This is a genomic window from Sphingopyxis flava, from assembly GCF_900168005.1.
Taxonomy (GTDB): Bacteria; Pseudomonadota; Alphaproteobacteria; order Sphingomonadales; family Sphingomonadaceae; genus Sphingopyxis; species Sphingopyxis flava.
This window is the reverse complement of sequence record NZ_FUYP01000003.1, coordinates 42,676-62,258: the sequence shown is the minus strand read 5'-3', so window position 1 is coordinate 62,258 and position 19,583 is coordinate 42,676. Positions and strand designations below refer to the sequence as shown.

At 63.9% G+C, this 19,583-nt stretch carries 20 protein-coding genes; 10 read left to right on the top strand and 10 right to left on the bottom strand.

Annotated features, from left to right (window positions below; all coding sequences use genetic code 11):
* Positions 1–25: 25 nt before the first annotated feature.
* Positions 26–331 carry a hypothetical protein gene (locus tag B5X69_RS03090; protein ID WP_079637251.1) on the top strand — a complete coding sequence of 102 codons (306 nt, stop codon included), beginning with the start codon at positions 26–28 and terminating at the stop codon, positions 329–331.
* On the opposite strand, the gene B5X69_RS03085 is transcribed toward B5X69_RS03090, so the two are convergent.
* From B5X69_RS03085 to B5X69_RS03055, 6 genes are all read right to left on the bottom strand, one after another.
* Positions 321–890 (bottom strand): MT-A70 family methyltransferase, encoded by a 570-nt coding sequence (locus B5X69_RS03085; RefSeq protein ID WP_217699094.1) that lies wholly within the window; start codon positions 888–890, stop codon positions 321–323. The genes B5X69_RS03090 and B5X69_RS03085 overlap by 11 nt on opposite strands.
* A 288-nt stretch (positions 891–1,178) precedes the next feature.
* Positions 1,179–2,273, bottom strand: a complete 1,095-nt coding sequence (locus B5X69_RS03080) for a DNA-methyltransferase (RefSeq protein ID WP_079637249.1) — start codon at positions 2,271–2,273, stop codon at positions 1,179–1,181.
* A 4-nt stretch (positions 2,274–2,277) separates the two neighbouring features.
* Positions 2,278–2,487 carry a hypothetical protein gene (locus B5X69_RS03075; protein WP_079637248.1) on the bottom strand — a complete coding sequence of 70 codons (210 nt, stop codon included), beginning with the start codon at positions 2,485–2,487 and terminating at the stop codon, positions 2,278–2,280.
* Positions 2,484–2,861 carry a hypothetical protein gene (locus B5X69_RS03070; RefSeq protein ID WP_079637247.1) on the bottom strand — a complete coding sequence of 126 codons (378 nt, stop codon included), beginning with the start codon at positions 2,859–2,861 and terminating at the stop codon, positions 2,484–2,486. The genes B5X69_RS03075 and B5X69_RS03070 overlap by 4 nt, the downstream gene beginning before the upstream one ends.
* Positions 2,858–4,855: a DNA cytosine methyltransferase gene (locus B5X69_RS03065; RefSeq protein WP_079637246.1), complete on the bottom strand. Its 1,998-nt coding sequence runs from the start codon at positions 4,853–4,855 to the stop codon at positions 2,858–2,860. The genes B5X69_RS03070 and B5X69_RS03065 overlap by 4 nt, the downstream gene beginning before the upstream one ends.
* Before the next feature lie 380 nt (positions 4,856–5,235).
* Complete coding sequence (locus tag B5X69_RS03055) at positions 5,236–6,216, bottom strand: NAD(P)H-dependent flavin oxidoreductase (protein ID WP_079637244.1); 981 nt, start codon at positions 6,214–6,216, stop codon at positions 5,236–5,238.
* A gap of 123 nt (positions 6,217–6,339) precedes the next feature.
* Between B5X69_RS03055 and B5X69_RS03050 the strand changes: the two genes are divergently transcribed.
* From B5X69_RS03050 to B5X69_RS03025, 6 genes are all read left to right on the top strand, one after another.
* The gene (locus B5X69_RS03050) at positions 6,340–7,524 is read left to right on the top strand and encodes an acyl-CoA dehydrogenase family protein (RefSeq protein ID WP_079637243.1); all 1,185 of its coding nucleotides are present in this window, start codon (positions 6,340–6,342) and stop codon (positions 7,522–7,524) included.
* 73 nt (positions 7,525–7,597) lie between these two features.
* Positions 7,598–8,731: an acyl-CoA dehydrogenase family protein gene (locus B5X69_RS03045; RefSeq protein WP_342745776.1), complete on the top strand. Its 1,134-nt coding sequence runs from the start codon at positions 7,598–7,600 to the stop codon at positions 8,729–8,731.
* Complete coding sequence (locus B5X69_RS03040) at positions 8,728–9,933, top strand: acyl-CoA dehydrogenase family protein (protein ID WP_079637241.1); 1,206 nt, start codon at positions 8,728–8,730, stop codon at positions 9,931–9,933. Before B5X69_RS03045 ends, B5X69_RS03040 begins: the two co-directional genes overlap by 4 nt.
* A 14-nt stretch (positions 9,934–9,947) precedes the next feature.
* The gene (locus B5X69_RS03035; protein WP_079637240.1) at positions 9,948–10,730 is read left to right on the top strand and encodes an SDR family NAD(P)-dependent oxidoreductase; all 783 of its coding nucleotides are present in this window, start codon (positions 9,948–9,950) and stop codon (positions 10,728–10,730) included.
* A 29-nt stretch (positions 10,731–10,759) separates the two neighbouring features.
* The gene (locus tag B5X69_RS03030; RefSeq protein ID WP_079637239.1) at positions 10,760–12,010 is read left to right on the top strand and encodes an acetyl-CoA C-acetyltransferase; all 1,251 of its coding nucleotides are present in this window, start codon (positions 10,760–10,762) and stop codon (positions 12,008–12,010) included.
* A 104-nt stretch (positions 12,011–12,114) separates the two neighbouring features.
* Complete coding sequence (locus B5X69_RS03025; protein WP_079637238.1) at positions 12,115–13,245, top strand: CaiB/BaiF CoA transferase family protein; 1,131 nt, start codon at positions 12,115–12,117, stop codon at positions 13,243–13,245.
* 4 nt (positions 13,246–13,249) lie between these two features.
* Here B5X69_RS03025 and B5X69_RS03020 read toward each other — a convergent pair whose 3' ends face one another.
* Positions 13,250–13,969, bottom strand: coding sequence for an acyl-CoA dehydrogenase family protein (locus tag B5X69_RS03020; protein WP_079637237.1), 720 nt, complete (start codon positions 13,967–13,969; stop codon positions 13,250–13,252).
* Positions 13,966–15,105 (bottom strand): acyl-CoA dehydrogenase family protein, encoded by a 1,140-nt coding sequence (locus B5X69_RS03015; protein ID WP_079637236.1) that lies wholly within the window; start codon positions 15,103–15,105, stop codon positions 13,966–13,968. Before B5X69_RS03015 ends, B5X69_RS03020 begins: the two co-directional genes overlap by 4 nt.
* A 52-nt stretch (positions 15,106–15,157) precedes the next feature.
* Between B5X69_RS03015 and B5X69_RS03010 the strand changes: the two genes are divergently transcribed.
* Entirely contained in the window at positions 15,158–15,961 is an 804-nt protein-coding gene (locus B5X69_RS03010) for a crotonase/enoyl-CoA hydratase family protein (RefSeq protein WP_079637235.1), read from the top strand.
* Positions 15,962–15,963: 2 nt separating this feature from the next.
* Entirely contained in the window at positions 15,964–16,743 is a 780-nt protein-coding gene (locus tag B5X69_RS03005; protein WP_176141497.1) for a tyrosine-protein phosphatase, read from the top strand.
* 9 nt (positions 16,744–16,752) lie between these two features.
* On the opposite strand, the gene B5X69_RS03000 is transcribed toward B5X69_RS03005, so the two are convergent.
* Both B5X69_RS03000 and B5X69_RS02995 read right to left on the bottom strand, forming a co-directional pair.
* Complete coding sequence (locus tag B5X69_RS03000; RefSeq protein ID WP_139375648.1) at positions 16,753–17,349, bottom strand: hypothetical protein; 597 nt, start codon at positions 17,347–17,349, stop codon at positions 16,753–16,755.
* A 244-nt stretch (positions 17,350–17,593) separates the two neighbouring features.
* Positions 17,594–18,913 carry a Xaa-Pro dipeptidase gene (locus tag B5X69_RS02995; protein WP_079637232.1) on the bottom strand — a complete coding sequence of 440 codons (1,320 nt, stop codon included), beginning with the start codon at positions 18,911–18,913 and terminating at the stop codon, positions 17,594–17,596.
* 192 nt (positions 18,914–19,105) lie between these two features.
* Between B5X69_RS02995 and B5X69_RS02990 the strand changes: the two genes are divergently transcribed.
* Positions 19,106–19,576 carry a GFA family protein gene (locus tag B5X69_RS02990; protein WP_079637231.1) on the top strand — a complete coding sequence of 157 codons (471 nt, stop codon included), beginning with the start codon at positions 19,106–19,108 and terminating at the stop codon, positions 19,574–19,576.
* Positions 19,577–19,583 lie beyond the last annotated feature (7 nt).

Here is a 19,583-nt window from a genome sequence, read left to right as displayed (position 1 = left end):
CTAAACGCGGCTATAGAGCGGCGCCATGAACCGCACGGCAGCTTGGCTTTTCGCCGCCTTCGCTCTGCTCGCTTTCGCGGGCTGGCTCTTCCGCTATGACGTCGAACCCATGAGCAAGGCGCAGGTTGTGCGCCTTGATCGAATCACCGGCGCCGTACGCTTGTGCGATGCGCAGGAGTGCGTTGAGCCTCGCCTGATGAAGGGCTTGTCCGACGAGCGCCGCAAGGAGATGATCGGGCGGCTGAGCGCCGGCGCCGCCGCGGCTGGCGAGGAAAACCCGCTCATCGAGGCGTACGACCGCGCCGAGGCGGAGCGCTCTATCAAGCCATGAACTTTTCGACCTGGTTGCCCCATGCGTCCCAGCCGGGACGCTTGGTCCGTGCGAAGAGTTCGACCCTCGGGACATCGCCGAAGAGCCGTATCAGATCGTCCGCGAATTCGTCGGGCTTGCGGCTGTGCTCGCGCACGGGGGCGTGGCGCCACTGCCGCACCGCTGCACTGCGCCGCGGCACGCTGCCCATCATGCCCAGGAGGCACATTTCGGGATTGGCGCGGGTATAATAGCCCGTGCCGATATGTTCAGCACCGCTGGGCTTCTCCTTGGTCCAGGTGAAAAGCACCGTGGTGTAGCGGAAGCCCCAATGCTTCATCACGTCGATGGCGCGGTCGAGCAGCGGATCGGTGACCCACATAGCAAGGGCGCAGTCACCCGATGCCAGCTCACCGACCGGCAGTGCGGCAATCTGCTCCACCGTCATCGTGTCATAGTGTTGATTCGCGTTCCGATCCTCGCCCTTCTCGGACCAGTTCTCAAATGCCCACGCAGGATCGGCGTAGATGAGCCGATAGCCGAACATGCGCAGACCGGTGAAGGGAGGCGGTGCGGTCATCCTGCACCTTTTGCCTTGAGCCGCGCGGCCCACTCTGCCGCGTGCTTGGGGCACAAGTCTTTTCCCGGCGCGGGGGAAGAGGTGCAGCGGCCGCAGAGCGGCGCATCGCATGTCCCGGATTTCTTGCTCGGCACCTTCCAGTCGCAGAGCAGGTCAGCGGTTCGGCCGCAGGCGCATGTCTGTTTCCGACGGCGCGGACCGCAGATGAAGCCCCGCGCGCCGTTTGGGAGGGTGATGGGTTCGCAGGTCATTGCCCCGACCCTTCGCTCAGAGTCCGGTGAGGATTGGTCATGCGGACACCGACCCGAAGAGGGGGCCTGCGTCGTCGTGGCGGTCAGGCATCTGGCTTTCGACGCGGCCGAGGTCGGCGCGGATGCGGCGCCGGGCCATTTCGGCATACTCGGGATTAAGCTCGATCAGCGTGGCATTGCGGCCGAGCCGATTGGCGACCAGACCAGTTGTGCCAGCGCCGCCGAAGGGATCGAGCACCATGCCGCCGACAGGACTTCCGGCGAGTATGCAAGGCTCGATGAGCGCGGGCGGGAAGGTCGCGAAATGAGCTCCCTTGAAGGGCTGCGTCGCGACCGTCCACACCGAGCGCTTGTTGCGCTCACTCACCGGCAAACAGACGGCATCGGCGAAACTGCTATTGTTCTTGATCCCGCTGCCCGGCTGCGCCTGCTTCGGGTTGCGAACGACGGCTTTCATATTGCCGTTCGTTTTGCCGCCAGCATGGGCACGGGCGCTGCCGACCTGATTGATTACATCCTGAGACACGCGAGCATGCGTGTTCGGGCTGACCGGCTCTAGGATCGCATCCTGGTCGTAATAGTACTTCGGCCCCTTGCTGAGCAGGAAGATATATTCGTGAGCCTTCGTGCAGCGGTCGCGCACCGATTCCGGCATCGGGTTCGGCTTCGACCAGATGATATCCTGCCGCAGATACCAGCCGTCGGCCTGTAATGCGAAGGCGACGCGCCAGGGGATGCCGATAAGGTCTTTCTGTTTCAATCCTTGCGGCGGCTTCACCCAAAATCGCCCGATCGAGCCCGCTTCGACCATGCGGTCATGCATGTCGCGCGAGGTCGCGTTCCCCTTGTTCGACGTCTTCGTGTCGCCAATGCCGCGCCCCGACCCGGCATAACTGTCGCCGAGATTGAGCCACAGCGTGCCATCATCGCGCAACACACGCCGCACCTCACGGAAGAGATCGACCATTCCGGCAACGAACTCGTCTGGCGTCGCCTCAAGGCCCATCTGACCGTCGACGCCGTAGTCGCGGAGGCCGAAATAGGGCGGGCTGGTGACGCAGGTCTGCACGCTGCAATCCGAGAGTCCCTTAAGCTGCTCGCGCGCGTCGCCGATGATGATCTGAACGGTCATGCTGTCACCGCCCTGCCCCCATGTCGACGAGGCCGCACACGCGATGCACGATCGCGCGCACCTCGGCGATGCTCAGCCCGTTCCGGCGTCGCGCGGCGTGCGCGATGTAGCTCATCGGCTCGCCCTTGCGCCACATCTGGCCCATTTCCTCGTCGGTCAGGGGCGGCTGCCTCACGTTCTTGTGAATGCGGTCGGGGTGGGTCGTCGTGCTCACGCATCCACCCCCGCGCCCTTGCGGGCAGCGCGCTTGATCTTGGCGATGATCCCCTCTTCGACCTCGTCGGCCGTGGCCTCGGGCCGGATCTTGATGAAGGCGGTGCAGACCCATGCGTGGTTAGCTGGCTTGCCGTGGAAGCGGAGCCCATAGGCCACGGCATTGACCAGTGCCACCGGCCCCTCCGTCACCTCAGAGACCCGGAGAATTTCCCCCAAGCGAGGGTCGAAGGCACTGCCGGGAAAGAAGAAGGGGACCACGCACATCGCGAGGTCGCCGGCCTTCCAGTCCTCGTTCATTTTGCGCATGTCGCGCGGAGGGCGTGGCCGCTGGTCGTTTCGCGGGGTGTCGAATAGGCGGCGGAACCAGTTCATGCTGCCATCCTCTCGTCCTCGCTGTCAGGCTGGTTCGCGGCCACGAGCGCGCGGGCGACGGGCGGGCAGACGCTGTTCCCGATCGCGCTGATCTGCTCAGCGATCGTCAAGGGCTTCTCCACCCATTTGCCGCGCACGAACTTGCGCACCACGGGATCGAGCACATAATCGTCGGGGAAGCCCTGCGCGCGGGCGAGCTCGCGGGGTTTCAGCATGCGCAGGCCGATATCGACGATGACATAGGTCGTGGCGTCGATCGTGACCGTGACGACGGCAAAGCGCGCCTTGACGGTGACGACGTCGAGCGGGCGGTCGACTGGCTGGATCTGCGCCGTCTCATTCTCGCCGTCCGTGCCGTAGTACTTGACCAGAAAGGCGGCCGTGCGAACTGCACGCTCCATAATGTCGGGCGGCAGCGCGCCCTCTTCGATCATCGTCGTCTCGACGATGCGCTGGGTGCAGCCTTTTCCTACAATGGTGCTGAGGGGCTTGCGCGGCGTGTGACCGACCATGCCGGTGTTCGCCTGCTCCATATGGGCGGCGACGACAGCGTGATGCTGTCCGCCCGCGCAGGCGGTTTTCAAGGGCTGCAGCGGGTCGCCCCGGCCGCCGTTCGTGTTGCTGGTATAGAAGCTGGATAGGAAGGCGGTCACCGCGGCCGCCTGCGACCCCTTCGCGGTGACAGTGCCATATGGCCTACCGAGATCGAGCGCGCGAGGATCCTGACCTTCCCGTTCGCCATTGCCCATCTTGACCATCGTGGCGCAGGCGATGGCGTTGTCGGCCTTCACCGTCGTCGTGGGATATGGCCCGTCCACTGGCATTGGCGGGCTCTGCCCCCGCCGACCGCCGATGCCGACAAGCGTTGCGCCTATGACCTGGTTGGTGTCTTTCGCCGACGCGGCGATCGTATGGTGCGGCTGATCGGCGCGGTGGCTGCGACCGCCATGCTGGCCGTGCGAGACGATGGGCGCCAGCTTCGCGTCGACCATCCCTAGCGGCGTAGCGCCAGCGGGGCGGGCGGGAACGCCGTTTGCGGTGACCGTCGGCATCGGTTCCGTCATGTCGCTGCCCACCGCGCCGCCACGGAACTTGGTCACATGCGGCGCAATCTCGCAGTCGACGACGCCATATTCCGGCTGTGTCGTCGCGGTTCGCAATGGATCCTGAGGATCGAAGACACGAGACGCGCGCGTGTTCGTGAACGCGCGGCCAACGATGAAGGGATGCGCCGCATTCACAACATAGCGCATCACCCCATGCGCGATGCGGCGCTTGGTCGCCTCCGCGAGTTCGCGGTCGCGCTCGAAGATCGACGGGCAGGGGATCGTCCAATCGATGCACTCGGCCGCGGTGCGGTATGGCAGCAACTTGCCGCTCAGTACGCGCTTATCGTTCGCCGGGGCGTGCGTCGGCTTCGGCCACACGATCGGCAGGCCGTCGCGCCGGAAGATCATGTAGAGACGCTTGCGGCTGGTCGGCGCGCCGTAATCGCAGGCTTTCAGGATGCGCCATTGCACCCGGAAGCCGAGACCGCGCAGCGCGCGGACGAACCGCTTGAACTCGCGGCCCTTGAGATGGGCGATCGGCACGCCTTCGCCGTCGAGCGGGGCCGCATATTGGAATTCTTCGACGTTTTCGAGGAATCCGCATTCGGGCTGGGTTTCCCTGACCCACTCGATCACTTCCCAGCACAGCGCGCGGATGCTGCGATCCTTGACCGGGCCGCCCTTCGCCTTGCTGTATTCCTTACAATCCGGGGAGAACCAGACGCCCCAGACCTTCCGTCCGCGCGTCGCGGTGCGGGGCAGGAAGGGCAAGCGAATATCGCAGCAGTGATGATCGGTGTCGGGGTGGTTCGCCTTGTGGATCGCAATCGCCGTCGGACTGTGGTTGACGGCGATATCGGGGTCTCGGCCGATCGCCTGCGCGATGCCTGTGCTGGCGCCGCCGCCGCCAGCGAAACCGTCGATGAAGAGGCCGGGGAGCTTCATGGCCGCGCCTCCTCGTTGCCGACGGCGTGCTGTCCGCAGAAATCATCCTCTATGGTCAAGGGCCAGCGGGTAAGAGGTTGGCCATCGCCACGAACGAAGAGGTGGGGCGACTTCTCCCGGCACTGGCCTAGCCGTCGATCATCCTTCGTCGTGATCTCGGGGACGAGCAACCACCAAGTGCAGTTCGCGCAGATGGCGCATGGGTCGCGGCTCATGCCCCACCGCCATTCCGACAAAGCGCTCGGAGCGGCAGATATGCGTTGCCGAACAAACGGGAAACTTGTCGGAACGCGCGTTGAAAATAAACGATTTCCGGTGGACTTTTAATCAGTAGGTCGCTGGTTCGAACCCAGCAGGGCTCACCATCAAACTTTCCCCATTTACCGTCGAAAGCCCGCGAGTCGCTCGTTGATGATGGCGTCTGCTTCGGCGATGATCCGGTCGATCAGTTCCTGGCAGCTTGGGATGTCGTGGATCAGCCCCTGTACCATGCCCGCCCAGAAGACGCCTTTCGAAAGATCGCCGGTTTCAAGAAGTTCGCGGCCAGCCTTCCCGTTCACCAGTTCAGCAACGTCGGCGAAGGTCGCCCCCGGGACCGACAGCCGGCGCACTACCTCTTCCGATACCGAGCTCTTGCCGACGCGCGCGGTGTTCTTGAGGCTACGGAAAATGAGAAAGCTGCCGCGCTCGTCATTGTCGATATAGGCCTGCTTCACATTGTCGTGGATCGGCGCTTCCTTGGTCGCACAAAAGCGGGTGCCCATGTTGATGCCCTCCGCGCCCAGCGACAGTGCTGCAACGAGCCCGCGGCCATCGCCGAAACCGCCCGAGGCGAGCATCGGGATCTTCACCTTGTCCGCAGCGGCCGGAATGAGGATCAGCCCGGGGATATCATCCTCGCCCGGGTGCCCTGCGCATTCGAAGCCGTCGATCGAGATGATATCGCAGCCCGCCTTTTCGGCCGACAAGGCGTGGCGAACCGCGGTGCATTTGTGGAGGATCGTGACGCCATGCGGCTTCAGCATCTCCCAGATCTCACGTACCGCCTGAGTGCCTGCGGTTTCGACTATCTTCACCCCGCCATCGATTATCGCCTGGGCGTAGGCCTTGTAGTCAGGCGCGTTGATCGTCGGAAAGACCGTCATGTTCACGCCGAAGGGCTTGTCGGTCATCGACCGACATTTTTCGATCTCGTCGCGCAGCGCCTCAGGGCTCGGCTGAGTGAGAGCGGTCAGAATGCCGAGGCCGCCCGCGCTCGAAACTGCGCTTGCAAGCTCGGCATAGCCGACGCTCTGCATGCCGCCTTGGACGATCGGATGTTCGATCCCAAGCATTTCCGTAATCCGCGTCTTGAAAGCCATGCGCTATCCTTCCCCTTCCCGAAACTTGCCCGTACGGCATTGCTGGCTGCACCCTTGAATTAAGTTGACGCTTACGTCAACGTCGGCTCTTAGCAAATGATTAGATCGCAAAGGGAATCGGAAATGTCGGCAACGAACACGGGCATATCGGACCGCGCGCTGGCGATTGCGTCGCGCGTCGAGGCATTCGTCCGCGAAACGGTGACCCCATATGAAATGGATGAGCGCCGCGATCATCATGGCGCGCCGACCGATGAGCTCGTGATGGAAATGCGCGAAAAGGCGCGCGCTGCAGGCGTGCTGACGCCGCACATCCTCGACGACGGCAGCCACCTCAATCAGCGCGAGACCGCGGTGGTGCTGATCAAGAGCGGTCTCTCTCCGCTCGGACCGCTTGCCTGCAACACCATGGCGCCCGACGAGGGCAATATGTATCTGCTCGGCAAGGAGGGCAGCCCCGAGCTCAAGGAGCGCTTTCTCAAGCCAATGGTTGAGGGCCGTGTGCGCTCGGCCTTCTTCATGACAGAACCCGCTGACGAGGGCGGCGCAGGATCCGATCCCTCGATGATGCAGACCATATGCCGCCCCGACGGCAATCACTGGATCATCAGCGGGCGCAAGACCTTTATCACCGGGGCACAAGGGGCGCGCGTCGGAATCATCATGGCGAAGGCCGAGGAAGGCGCCTGCATGTTCCTTGTCGACCTGCCTGATCCTGCAATCCGCATCGATCATATACCCAATACGATCGACAGCTCGATGCCGGGCGGCCACGCGACGCTGACCATCGATAATCTGCGCGTCCCCGCCGACCAGATGCTCGGCGAGGCCGGCGAAGGCTTCCGCTATGCACAGGTCCGCCTCTCCCCTGCCCGCCTGTCGCATTGCATGCGCTGGCTCGGTGCGTGCATCCGGGCCAACGAGATTGCGACCGATTATGCCAATCGCCGCCATGCCTTCGGCAAGCCGCTCGTTGATCATGAGGGTGTGGGCTTCATGCTCGCGGAGAATCTGATCGACATCAAGCAGGCCGAGTTGATGATCGACTGGTGCGCAAGCGTGCTTGATACCGGGTCGCTCGGCACCGCCGAAAGTTCGATGGCAAAGGTCGCGGTCTCGGAGGCTTTGATGCGTATCGCCGATCGCTGTGTCCAGGTTATGGGCGGCACCGGGGTGACCGACAAGACGATCGTCGAGCAGGTGTTTCGCGAGGTCCGCGCCTTTCGCATTTATGACGGCCCGACCGAGGTCCATAAATGGAGCCTCGCCAAGAAGATCAAGCGCGACTGGAAGGCGCAGCAGGGCTGACCGACGCTCACGCCGCCGGACGCCAGTCCCAATCCTTGGCGTCAAACCACTTGACGTTTACGTTAACGTACGGATGATGAGCGGCCACCAGGGGAGAGGAAACGGAAGTCGCATGTCGATATTGTACGACGAGGGGCAGGAGGCGATAGCGAGGGAGTCGCGTCGTGTTTTGGAGGCGCGAGTGAGCAAGGAGGCGATGCTGTCCTTGCTGGAGAGCGTTGGGCGTTATGATGAGGGTTTCTGGGCGACGGCGAAGGAGCAGGGCTGGACGGCGCTATCGCTTCCCGAGGCTTATGGGGGTCTTGATCTGGGGCTGGTCGAGCTTGGTCTGATTGCGCATCAGGCGGGGCGCTCGCTGAGCGGGGCGCCTTTTCTGACCGCGGGCTTCGGGGTAGCCAAGGCGATAGCGCTTTACGGGTCGGACGATCAGAAGGCGGCGTGGCTTGCGGGTCTTGCGAGCGGCGAGACGATCGGTGCGGTGGCTTTTGCCGAGGGGGCGAACGCCCTCCCCGCGCGGCCTGCGCTGACGCTGGCGGCGGGCGGGCTCGAGGGCCGGGTGAGCGGTGTTGCGGGCGGTCTTGCCGCCGAGGTTGCGCTGGTCTTTGCGCAAGGACCCGACGGCCCGGTGCTCGCGATTGCCGATCTCGCCGAGGCCGAGCGCAGCGCGATCGAAAGCTTCGACAACAGCCGGGTTTACGCCGATCTTGTCTTTGCCGGGACGCAGGCCGAGCGGCTTCTCGCTGGCGAGGCGGCGCGCGAGGCGGCGCTTCATATTCTGGCGCTCCAGGCGGTGATCACCGCGCACGAGCAGACGGGCGGCGCCGAAGCCTTGATGGAGATTGCACGCGACTATGCGGTGACCCGCAAGGCGTTCGGCCAGCCGATCGGCGCCTTCCAGTCGATCAAGCACCGCATCGCCGAGCTTTACGCGCTCGTCGAGCTCGCGCGCGCCAACTGCATTCATGCCGCCTCGCGCGAGGGCAAGGATGATTTCATCACCGCAGCGGCCGCGGCGCGCATCTCGGCGACCGAGGCCTATGACACCGCCGCGCGCGACTGCGTGCAGATCCACGGCGGCATCGGGGTGACGTGGGAGCTCGGCCTCCACCTCCACACCCGCCGCGCGCGCAGCCTTGCGATCGAGCAGGGTCCTTTATTCTTCTGGGAAGACGTTCTCGTCGAGAGCCTGAGGGGAGAAGCGGCATGAGCGATCTGGAAGCCTTTCGCGCCAGGGCGGCCGCCTGGCTCGAAGCGATGGCCCCCCTTTATGGCAAGGCCGCGGGCGAGGGCCTGTCCGAGGCGGAGGATCTCGCGCTGGCCCGCCGCTACCAGAAGGCCAAGTTCGATGCAGGCTATGCCGGGATCAACTGGCCAGGAGAGTTCGGCGGCCAGGGCCTTGGCCATCTCGAGAAGGTCGTCTTCGATACCGAAGAGATGAAGCATGGCTTTCCAGGCTTCTATTTCGGCATCTCGCTCGGCATGCCGATCCCCGTCCTCATGCAGTTCGGCCAGGACAAGGCCTGGGTGAAGGAACGCGTGCTCAAGGCGCTCCAGGGCGAGGAGATATGGTGCCAGCTCTTCTCCGAGCCATCGGGGGGCTCCGACCTTGCCGGGCTGCGCACCCGCGCCGAACCCGACGGCAATGGCTGGAAGATCAACGGCCAGAAGCTGTGGACCAGCTGGGCCCAGTACAGCGACTATGGCGTCATCGTCGTGCGCACCGATCCCAATGTGCCCAAGCACAAGGGGCTCACCTACTTCTGGGTCGACATGAAGGCCCCCGGCGTCACCGTCCGCCCGATCAAGCTCGTGGGCGGCGACAGCCACGTCAACGAGGTCTTCTTCGACGATGTGAAGATCAGCGACGATCAGCGCATGTCCCCCGTCGGCGGCGGCTTCGCGGTCGCGATCGCAACGCTGATGATCGAACGCTATGTCGCAACCGACAGCGCAGGCTTTGGACCCCACCTCGATCTCTTCGTCGATCTCGCCAAAGACACCGACCTCAACGGCAGACCCGCAATCGAGGACGCACGCATCCGCCAGCAGATCGCCCGCAACTACGCCATGCGCAGCGCCCTCCAGTCGATCACCGCACGCGCCATGGCCATGATGCAGGCCGGCATGACACCCGGCCCCGAAGGCTCGCTCAACAAGCTCGTCGCCGTGCGATCACGCCAGAAACTCTCCGAACTCGCCATCGACCTCAAAGGCAACAACGGCTTCCACTTCAACCCCCACGCCTCCCAAAAGGAAGACTGGGCCGCAAGCTGGATCAACGCCCCAACCGGACGCATCGCAGGCGGATCCGACGAAACCCTCCTCAACACCATCGCCGAAAAAATCCTCGGCCTCCCGCAAGATCACCGCCCAGACAAAGGCATCCCATTCAACCAAATTCCAGCCTGAGAAGGAACCTCCCCATGAAAATCGATTCGTCCGTTTCCGCTGTCGTGACCGGGGGCGCATCCGGCCTCGGCCGTGCCACCGCCGAAGCGCTCGCCGCTGCCGGCGTCAAGGTTGCCATCTTCGACATCAACGACGCGCTCGGCGAAGAAGTCGCTCAGTCGATCGGAGGACTCTTCGTTCATGTCGACATCACCGACGAGCAGTCGGTCGTCGATGGCTTCGCCAAGGCGCGCGCGGCGCACGGACAGGAGCGCGTTGCGATACACTGCGCAATGACATCGCGCCGCGGAAAGACGCTCGCCTTCGACAAGGAGACGGGCAAATACCGCCGTACTCCCACTGAGGATTATGAATTTGGCGTCGCGGGAATTCTGACCGCCAGCTATCGCATCGGTTCGATCGCCGCCGAGGGCATGGCGACCTTGCCCGAGCTTGAGGATGGCGAACGCGGCGCGATCATCTTCACGGCTTCGGTCGCGGCGCAGGACGCACAGATCGGCCAGGTGATCTACGGTTCGGCAAAGGCGGGCGTGAACGGCCTCGTTCTTCCGATGGCCCGCGACCTCATGGATCTTGGTATCCGCGTGAACTCGATCATGCCAGGGGTGTTCGGCACACCGCTGCTTGGCAACATGAACCCGAAGGTCAAGGAAAGCCTCGAGGCCTCGGTCCCCTTCCCGAAGCGTCTCGGCAAGGCGGAGGAATATGCGAGTCTCGCGATGGAAATGGTGCGCAATACCTATTTCAACGGTCAAGCCGTACGCCTCGATGGCGCGATCCGCATGGCGCCGCGCTGATCCAGCTCTCCCGGAAAAAGGAACCCAATATGTCCGAAGCCTATATCATCGACGCTGTGCGCACTCCGCGCGGGATCGGCAAGCCCGGCAAGGGCGCGCTCTCGCACCTTCACCCGCAGCATCTTGCCGCGACGGTGCTTGCCGCGATCCGCGAGCGCAACGATCTCGACACCGCGACCGTCGACGACATCGTCTGGTCGACCTCGACGCAAAAGGGCAAGCAGGGCGGCGACCTTGGCCGCATGGCTGCGCTCGCAGCGGGCTATGACATCAAGGCCAGCGGCACGACCCTCGACCGTTTCTGCGGCGGCGGCATCAGCAGCGTGAACTTCGCATCCGCATCGGTGATGTCGGGCATGGAAGACTGCGTCATCGCGGGCGGCACCGAAATGATGAGCTACACCGCCCAGATTGGTGCTGAGGAAGCCAATGCAGGCATCAAGCCGCTCGGCATGGGCTCGGGCCATGCCGCGCTCGACGAACTCCACCCGCAGTCGCATCAGGGCGTGTGCGGCGATGCGATCGCAGCGCTGGAAGGCATTAGCCGCGAGGCGCTCGACGCGCTCGCGCTCGTCAGCCAGCAGCGCGCCGACCGCGCGATCAAGCAAGGCCGCTTCGACAAGTCGGTGGTCCCCGTTTACAACAGCGACGGCAGCGTCGCGCTCGACCATGAGGAATTTCCGCGCCCCGAAACCACCGCCGAAGGCCTCGCGGCCCTGAAGCCGAGTTTCGCCGCGCTCAAGGACTTCGATCTTGGCAATGGCGTGACCTTCGCCAGGCAGATCCAGCGTCGATATCCTGACCTTGAATGGGACGGTGTCCACCACGCCGGCAACTCTTCAGGCGTAGTGGACGGCGCGGCCGCAGTCCTCATCACCTCCAAGGATTATGCCGACAAACATGGCCTCAAACCCCGCGCGCGCATCGTCGCTTATGCCAATATGGGCGACGATCCGACCCTCATGCTCAACGCGCCCGTCCCCGCCGCGAAGAAAGTCCTCGCCAAGGCCGGCCTCACGACAGACGACATCGACGTCTGGGAAATCAACGAGGCCTTCGCGGTCGTCGCCGAAAAGTTCATCCGCGATCTCAAGCTCGACCGCGAGAAGGTGAACATCAATGGCGGCGCCATGGCGCTCGGGCATCCGATCGGCGCCACCGGCTCGATCCTCATCGGCACCGCACTCGACGAGCTTGAACGCTCAGGCGGCCGCTACGGCCTCGTCACCATGTGCGCCGCGGGCGGCATGGCCCCCGCCATCATAATCGAGAAAATGTAATCGTCACATGCGAGGCGGCACGACTGTGAGCGATTCAGCGCTCCAGACTGCCGCCAAGCCCTTGCTCGCCACATGAGGTAAGCACATCTATATAGGAGCGTGATATGGCAGGACCCCTCAAGGGCGTTCGAATCATCGAATTTGCAGGGATCGGCCCCGGTCCCTTCTGCGGCATGATGCTCGCCGACCATGGCGCCGAGGTGATCCGCATCGACCGGCCCGGCGGCTTCATGGATCCCCGCGATCCCCTGTCGCGCGGACGAACTTCAATTGCCCTCGACATGAAGAACCCCGATGCCGTGCAGACCGCACGCGACCTCTGCAAAAGTGCAGACGGCATCATCGAGGGCTATCGCCCCGGCGTGATGGAACGGCTGGGGCTCGGCCCGGACGTGCTGCTCGCAGACAATCCGAAGCTCGTATACGGCCGCATGACCGGCTGGGGGCAGTTTGGTCCCTACGCCCAGGCGGCAGGGCACGACATCAACTATATTTCGCTCTCGGGCGTACTTCACGGTATCGGCCGCGCGGGTGAGAAGCCGGTGCCACCTGTCAACTATGTCGGCGACTTTGGCGGCGGCGGCATGATGCTCGCCTTCGGCATGGCAAGCGCGCTGCTGCATGCCGCGAAGACCGGCGAAGGACAGGTGATCGACTGCGCGATGACCGACGGCTCGGCCCTCCTCGCGGGAATGAGCTGGGGGTTCAGGGCGATGGGCCGCCTCAAGGACGAAGCCGGCGTCAACATGCTCGACGGCGGCGCGCATTTCTATGACACGTATCGCTGCGCCGACGGCAAGTTCATCTCGATAGGCTCGATCGAGCCGCAATTTTACGCGCTACTGCGCGAGAAGACCGGACTTGACCGGGACACCGCCTTCGACGCACAAATGGACGCGTCGCAGTGGGGGCCGCTCAAGGAACGGCTGACCGAGCTGTTCGCGACCAGGACGCGCGATGAATGGTGCGAGATCATGGAGATGACCGACGTCTGTTTTGCGCCAGTCCTGTCCCTTGAAGAAGCGCCGAAGCACCCGCACAATATCGAGCGGGAAACCTTCCTCACCGTCGGCGGTGCCATCCAGCCCGCCCCTGCACCGCGCTACTCGGCAACTGTCAATGACACACCGCGCCCGGCGCCCGAAGTCGGGGCCGACGCCGAGAGAGTGCTCGCAAGCCTTGGCTACGACAGCACGAAGATCGCAGCATTGCGAGAGGGCGGCGCGGTCCGCTGATCGGTCATTCGGCGCGCGCGGTCAGAGCTTCCCAGAGGCCGCGCCCGCCCAAACCGGCGACCTGACGCCCTAGCCGCTCGGCCCAGTAAGCGTCGCTGCCGTGCATCGAACGCCAGCGCATCAGCGGGATCGTCACGCGGTGAAGGTCATACTCCCGGGTAAACCCGATCGCGCCGTGAACCTGATGTGCGATGGCGGTGACCACGCCGACAGCCCGATTGGCGCGCAGTTTCGCAGCGGCGATCTCGAAGTCGGCCGCCTCCGCGTCGAGCCCGGTTGCATCGAGCCGCGCGGCCATCGCAGCCGCAGCAGCATCGAGCGCTGCCACCTCGCACGCGAGGACTGCAAGCGATTGCTGCACGGCCTGAAACTTGCCAAGCGGTCGTCCAAACTGCTGGCGCGTGTTTACATGCTCGATCGACAATCCGAGCGCCTGTCCCGCTGCACCCGCCATCAGCCCGACGGTCGCGGCGGCGCGAAGCGCGTCGGGAACGGGGGCAAGTCCCGACAATATCAGATCAGTAACCGGCAGATCAGGAACGGCGACGCCAGCGATGCGCAGCACCGCGTTCGCGTCTCCCCAATCGCCGCCGAACCCGCCGTCAGCCTCTGAAACAAGCAGCAGGCCGAAACCCGCGGTCTCGATGGGTGCGATGCCCCCCTCCTGGGCGTCGGCGAACACGGCGCGCGCCGTGTCGCAGAGCATCTCGCGCGCGGCGCTCACCGCAGACCCAGCCCGCGCGCGATGATCCCGCGGATCACCTCGCGCGTCCCGCCACGCAGCGAAAAACTGGGCGAGGCGATGAGGAGCGCACGCAGCAACCGCGCCAGATCATCGGGGTCGTCCCAGCCGCACTCGACCACCGCCTGCACGCGGCGCGGCATCTCCTGTTCGAATGCGTTACCCAACTCCTTGACCACTGATGCCTCGACCATCGGATCTTCACCTGCTGCAAGCTTCGCCGCGGTCGACATCGACAATTGGCGCAGCGTCCACATCTCTGCGGCCAGTTCGCCGATCAGCACCGCGAGTGCGGGCGCGGGATCGGGCCCCGCGGCATCGATGAGCGCGGCAAACAGCGCGTGGCTCGAGAGGTAACGCTCAGGCCCTGACCGCTCGAGCCCAAGTTCGGCGGTGACCTGCTTCCACCCCTGGCCGCGTTCGCCGACCAGCGCGGCATGCGGGACGAGGACGTCGTCGAAGAATATCTCGTTGAAATCGTGATGCCCGGCCATATCGATGATCGGACGGATGGTGATGCCGGGCGTATCGAGGTCGATCAGAAGCTGACTGAGCCCGGCATTGCGCTCGCTCCCCTCTTCGGTTCGCACCAAGGCGAGCATGATGTGCGACAGGTGCGCGCCCGTGGTCCAGATCTTCTGACCATTGATGCGCCAGCCCTCGGCCGTTTCGCGGGCGGTTGTACGCACGCTGGCAAGGTCCGAACCGGCGCCCGGTTCGGAAAGCCCGATGCACGCATAGGTTTCGCCGCGGGCAATGCCCGGAAGATAGCGCTCCCGCTGCTCCTCGCTGCCATAGCGCAGAATCAGGGGGCCTGTCTGGCGATCGGCGATCCAGTGCGCGCCCACGGGTGCGCCGGCGGCGAGCAGTTCCTCTATCACCACATAGCGCTCGAGCGGATGCCGCTCGCCGCCGCCATAGCGAGCGGGCAAGGTCATGCCGATATATCCCGCAGCGCCGAGGGCGCGGCTGAAATCCGGGTCGAAACTTGCCCAGCAGTTCGCGCGCCGAACGACGTCGTCTTGCGGCTGATGCTCGGCGAGCCAGCGCCGCAGACCGGTTCGCAATGCCGAGCTATCGCCTGGCGGGTCGAAAGGATAGAGTGCAAAGCCTTGCATGTCCCGCCAGCCATGCAATAGCTTTTCGAAACTGAAAAGGATGACTTACACGATGGGTGAATTTTTGAGCGTCGAGCGGCGGGGCAAGGTCGCAGTCCTGACAATGAGCAAGCCCGAAAGCATGAACGCGATCGGAACGCATGCCGATTGCGACGATATTATCAACACACTGCGCGTTCTGGGCGAGGATCGCGGTGTCAGCGCGATCATCCTGACCGGTAGCGGCAAGGCCTTCAGTGCCGGAGGCAATCTGAAATCGATGCAGGAGCGCAAAGGCATCGGCGTTCTCGACCAGCCCGACTCGACTCGCGCCAACTATCGCCGCGGCGTCCAGGCCGTGATCCGCGCGCTGATGGACTGCGAGATTCCGATGATCGCCGCGGTCAACGGTCATGCCGTGGGGCTGGGCTGCGATCTTGCCTGCACCTGTGACATCCGGATTGCCGCCGAAAGCGCCAAATTCGCATGCAGCTTCATCAAGGTCGGGATCGTCCCTGGCGATGGCGGCGCGTGGCTGCTTCAGCGCGTGCTCGGTTATCCGCGCGCCGCCGAATTGTTCCTGACAGGGGACCGCTTCGACGCGCAGACCGCAAAGGACTATGGCCTGGTTTCCGAGGTCGTGCCCGACGCCGAGCTCCTTGAGCGCGCGCTCGCCATCGCCGACCGTATCGTCTGCAACCCGCCGCGCGCGCTGCGTCTCACCAAGCGACTGCTGCGCGAGGCGCAGCACAGCCGGATGAGCGATATCCTCGAACTCAGCGCCGCCTATCAGGCCATCGTTCACGAAACCGCCGACAACCGCGAGGCCATCAACGCCTTTGTCGAAAAGCGGGCGCCGGTATTCACGGGAGAATGACCATGCTCGCCGATCGCGTCCTGTCCCTGTCGGGCGTCCATAATTTCCGCGATTATGGCGGCTACGCCGTCGAAAGCGGAGGGCGACTGCGCGACGGCATCCTGTGGCGCTCGGCGCACCAAGTGGAAGCCGCCGACGACGACCTGGCGGCGATCGACGAGCTCGGCATCGAAACGATCATTGACCTGCGGGGCGACGATGAGCGCAAGTTGCATCCTTGCCGTCGCAGCGAGAATTTCGCGGGCCGCGTGCTGTTCGCCGGCGGGGTCACTGCGGGCCTTGCCCCGCACCTGCAGGCGGCGGGCGGTGCGATCGATGCCGCGTCGGCGAGGGCGCGGATGATCGATACCTACGCCGGCATGCCCTATCGCCCCGCACTCGTGGCAACGCTGCGCCTCTACCTCTCGGCGCTTGCTGAATATGACGCGCCGAGCCTCGTTCACTGCGTCGCGGGCAAAGACCGTACCGGCTTTGCGGTCGCGATCGTCCACCGGCTTCTCGGCGTGCATGAAGACGATCTGATGCACGACTATCTGCTTACCAATACAGCGGGCAAGATCGAGGAGCGCGTGGCCCAGGGTGCAGCGCATATTCGCGACCGCTACGGCGCCGACATCGGCGAGGATGCGATCCGGGCCCTGATGTCGGTCAACCCTGCATATCTCGACGCGGCGCTCGCAACGGTGCGCCGCGATCATGGCGATGTTTCAGCCTACGCCGAAGCAGTGCTTAATTTCACACCCGAAATGCGCGAGGCGATGGTCGATCGGCTGATCGTCTGACGCCTTCGGTCAGGGCATCAGATGGTCGGCGGTGATCGTCTTGCCATCGGTCGACACCGAGGCATAGCCGTTCTCCTTGATGTCGTTCGCTGCGAGACGTCCGGTCAGGTCGAGACGCAGCGTGTGCCTGTTGTTGAAGGGACCGGGTGCCGAGAGTCTGACACCCGACCAGGCATAGTTGCCGTATACGCTGCTCAGCCGCCCTTTTTGCGCCGTCATGACGGAGGAAAGCGCCGCGGCATCGACTTGCGAGAGCGGGATCAGATAATCATCAAGCCGGAATTCCGCGGCATTGCCGCCCATCACCGTAATCTCCACTGGACTGGGGGGTGAGAATTGGCCGCTGTTGAGATCAAGGCGCGTATTCAGCAGTTTGCGTGGATCATCAGGGCTTTGATATTGCACTGAGCAGCTGGTCATCTCGCCTGCTGGCTTGCCGTCACTGGGGTCGATTTCCTTGCCGACGCTGAAGAACGAGCTAATCTCGGATACCTTCGCATCTGCGCCCAAATGTTTGGCGATGGCGCGAAAGCACACGTCGGGTCCCTCAGCCAGTGTGGGAATGCTGCCCTGGGCCGCGCCGGTCTCGCCGGACGTTCCGGTCATCGCGGCGCCTGGCGCGTCACCCGACGCGGTGTCGGCACCCCCGCAGGCGGAAAGGCATAAAGAGGCCGTCATGGACAATAGAGTCGCTCGCAACAATATCATCGGTCATTTCCTCATTTTGCGAAAAGGAAAGGCGTTAAAAGCAACGGCTCGCGGCGCGACATTCTGCTTTCTCCGCAAGCGTGAGCGACCTTGGACAAGCCTAGAATCTGCTGTTGCCGATTTCCACCCCATTTTTACGGCCCTATTCGCGCTTGATCAGGACCCCGCCTTTCACCACCGCTGCGACATGCTGGAGCCGCGTTACGTCCGTGAGCGGATCGCCTTCGATAGCGATGATGTCAGCAAAGCGGCCGACCGCGATCGCACCGATATCGCCGTCCATCCCCAACGCTTCGGCTCCGTTCAGCGTCGCGGCGCGGATCGCCTGGATTGGCGTCATTCCCCACTCGACCATCTTTGCAAATTGCCGTGCATTGTCGCCGTGGGGATAAATCCCCGCGTCGGTACCGAAAATCATCCGCACGCCCGCCTTTACCGCGCGCTGGAAAGTCTGGCGCTGAGCAAGGCCGATTGCCTTTTCCTTGTCGAGGCTTTCCTGCTCGGTGCCGTTCGCCGTACCCGTCGCAAGGATAAAATCGTCATTGTAGATATCCATCGCGAACCAGGTTTTGCGTTCGGCCGCCAGTTTAAGCGTCTCGTCGCTTGCAAGGCTGCAATGCTCGATCGTGTCGATGCCCGCGAGGATCGCGGCGCGGATACCCTCGTCCCCATGTGCATGCGCCGCGACCTTGATCCCCAGCATATGCGCCTCTTCGGCAACCGCCTTCATTTCCTCGAGCGTCAGTTGCTGCGCGCCGACACTGTCGCCGAGTGAAAACACCCCGCCGGTCGCGCAGATCTTGATCGCGCGGGCCCCATATTTGTGCAGCCAGCGCACCTTGCGGCGAGCCTCCTCGGGGCTGTCGATCACCGAGGGCTCCTTACGGTCCATCGAGGGCGGCAGTCCCCCGCTGTCGCAATGCCCGCCGGTTGCGCCGAGCGCCCAGCCTGCCGGAATGATGCGCGGCCCGATGATATAGCCCCCTTCGATCGCCTGCTTGAGGCCGACATCCTCGAAATTGGCCGATCCGACATTGCGTACAGTGGTGAAACCCGCCTCGATCGTCGTCCTCGCATTGGCGACTCCAACGGCGGTCCAGAAACTGTCCGTGTAGCGCAGCCCCTGATAGCCCCCGACTTCCGCAAGAGCGGTCAGGTGGACATGCATGTCAATAAGCCCAGGAAGCAGGGTCCGCTCGCCAAGGTCGATATGCTCTGCGTCCCGTCCCCAGCGCACGGTGCGCGCGTCGGCGATCTGGGTGATGCGCCCGTCAGCGCCGACAAAGATCGCTGGATGCTCGATCGTCTTTCCACTTTCGACGTCCAGCATGCGGGCGGCGGTGATCACGGAGGATCTTGAACCTCCTGCCTGCTCTGACGCTCCGCCCTGCGCCGCGATAGAGGCGGTCGCCGCAAAGGCGATTACCCGCAGAAAATTGCCGATCGTGCCGCGAAAGCGCATGAGTCCCCCTCCCCACTCAAACCCCGGCCCCCTGATGGCAAAAAGAAAGTTTTCGCGACAGCGAAAAAAGCAGGGCCCGCTTAGATCGAACGCGGCATTGCGAGGGCGGCGGGCCCGTGGCAATTCATCGAGGCGCAAGGCGGGCACGCAGCTCGCTCCAGGCAAACCGCCGGCAAGACAAGGAATGTCACGATGAGCGACTGGAAGCTACCCTGGGTCGGCGGTTGCCGGTGCGGCAAGCTGCGGTTCGAGATCAGCACGCCGCCCCTCCTCACCATGGCGTGCCACTGCACTGGCTGTCAGAAGATGAGCGCGAGCGCCTACTCCCTTTCGATGGCGATCCCGGACAGCGGCTTTCGCGTGACCGAAGGCGAGCCGGTCCTTGGCGGTCTTCACGATCCGGGTCTGCACCATTGGCATTGCGACCACTGCAAGAGCTGGGTTTTCACCGAGGTCGAACCCAGCCTGGGCTTCACCAACATTCGCCCCTCGATGCTCGATGACTTCAGCTGGTTCGCGCCGTTTATCGAAAGCTATACCAGCGAAGCACTCGCCTGGGCGAAGACCGGCGCGGTGCACAGTTTCGAGGAATTTCCCGCCATGGAAGACTATGCGCCGCTGGTCGCCGAATTCGCCGAAAAGGGCGCGCGGCCTGGCCGTTGATGTACCG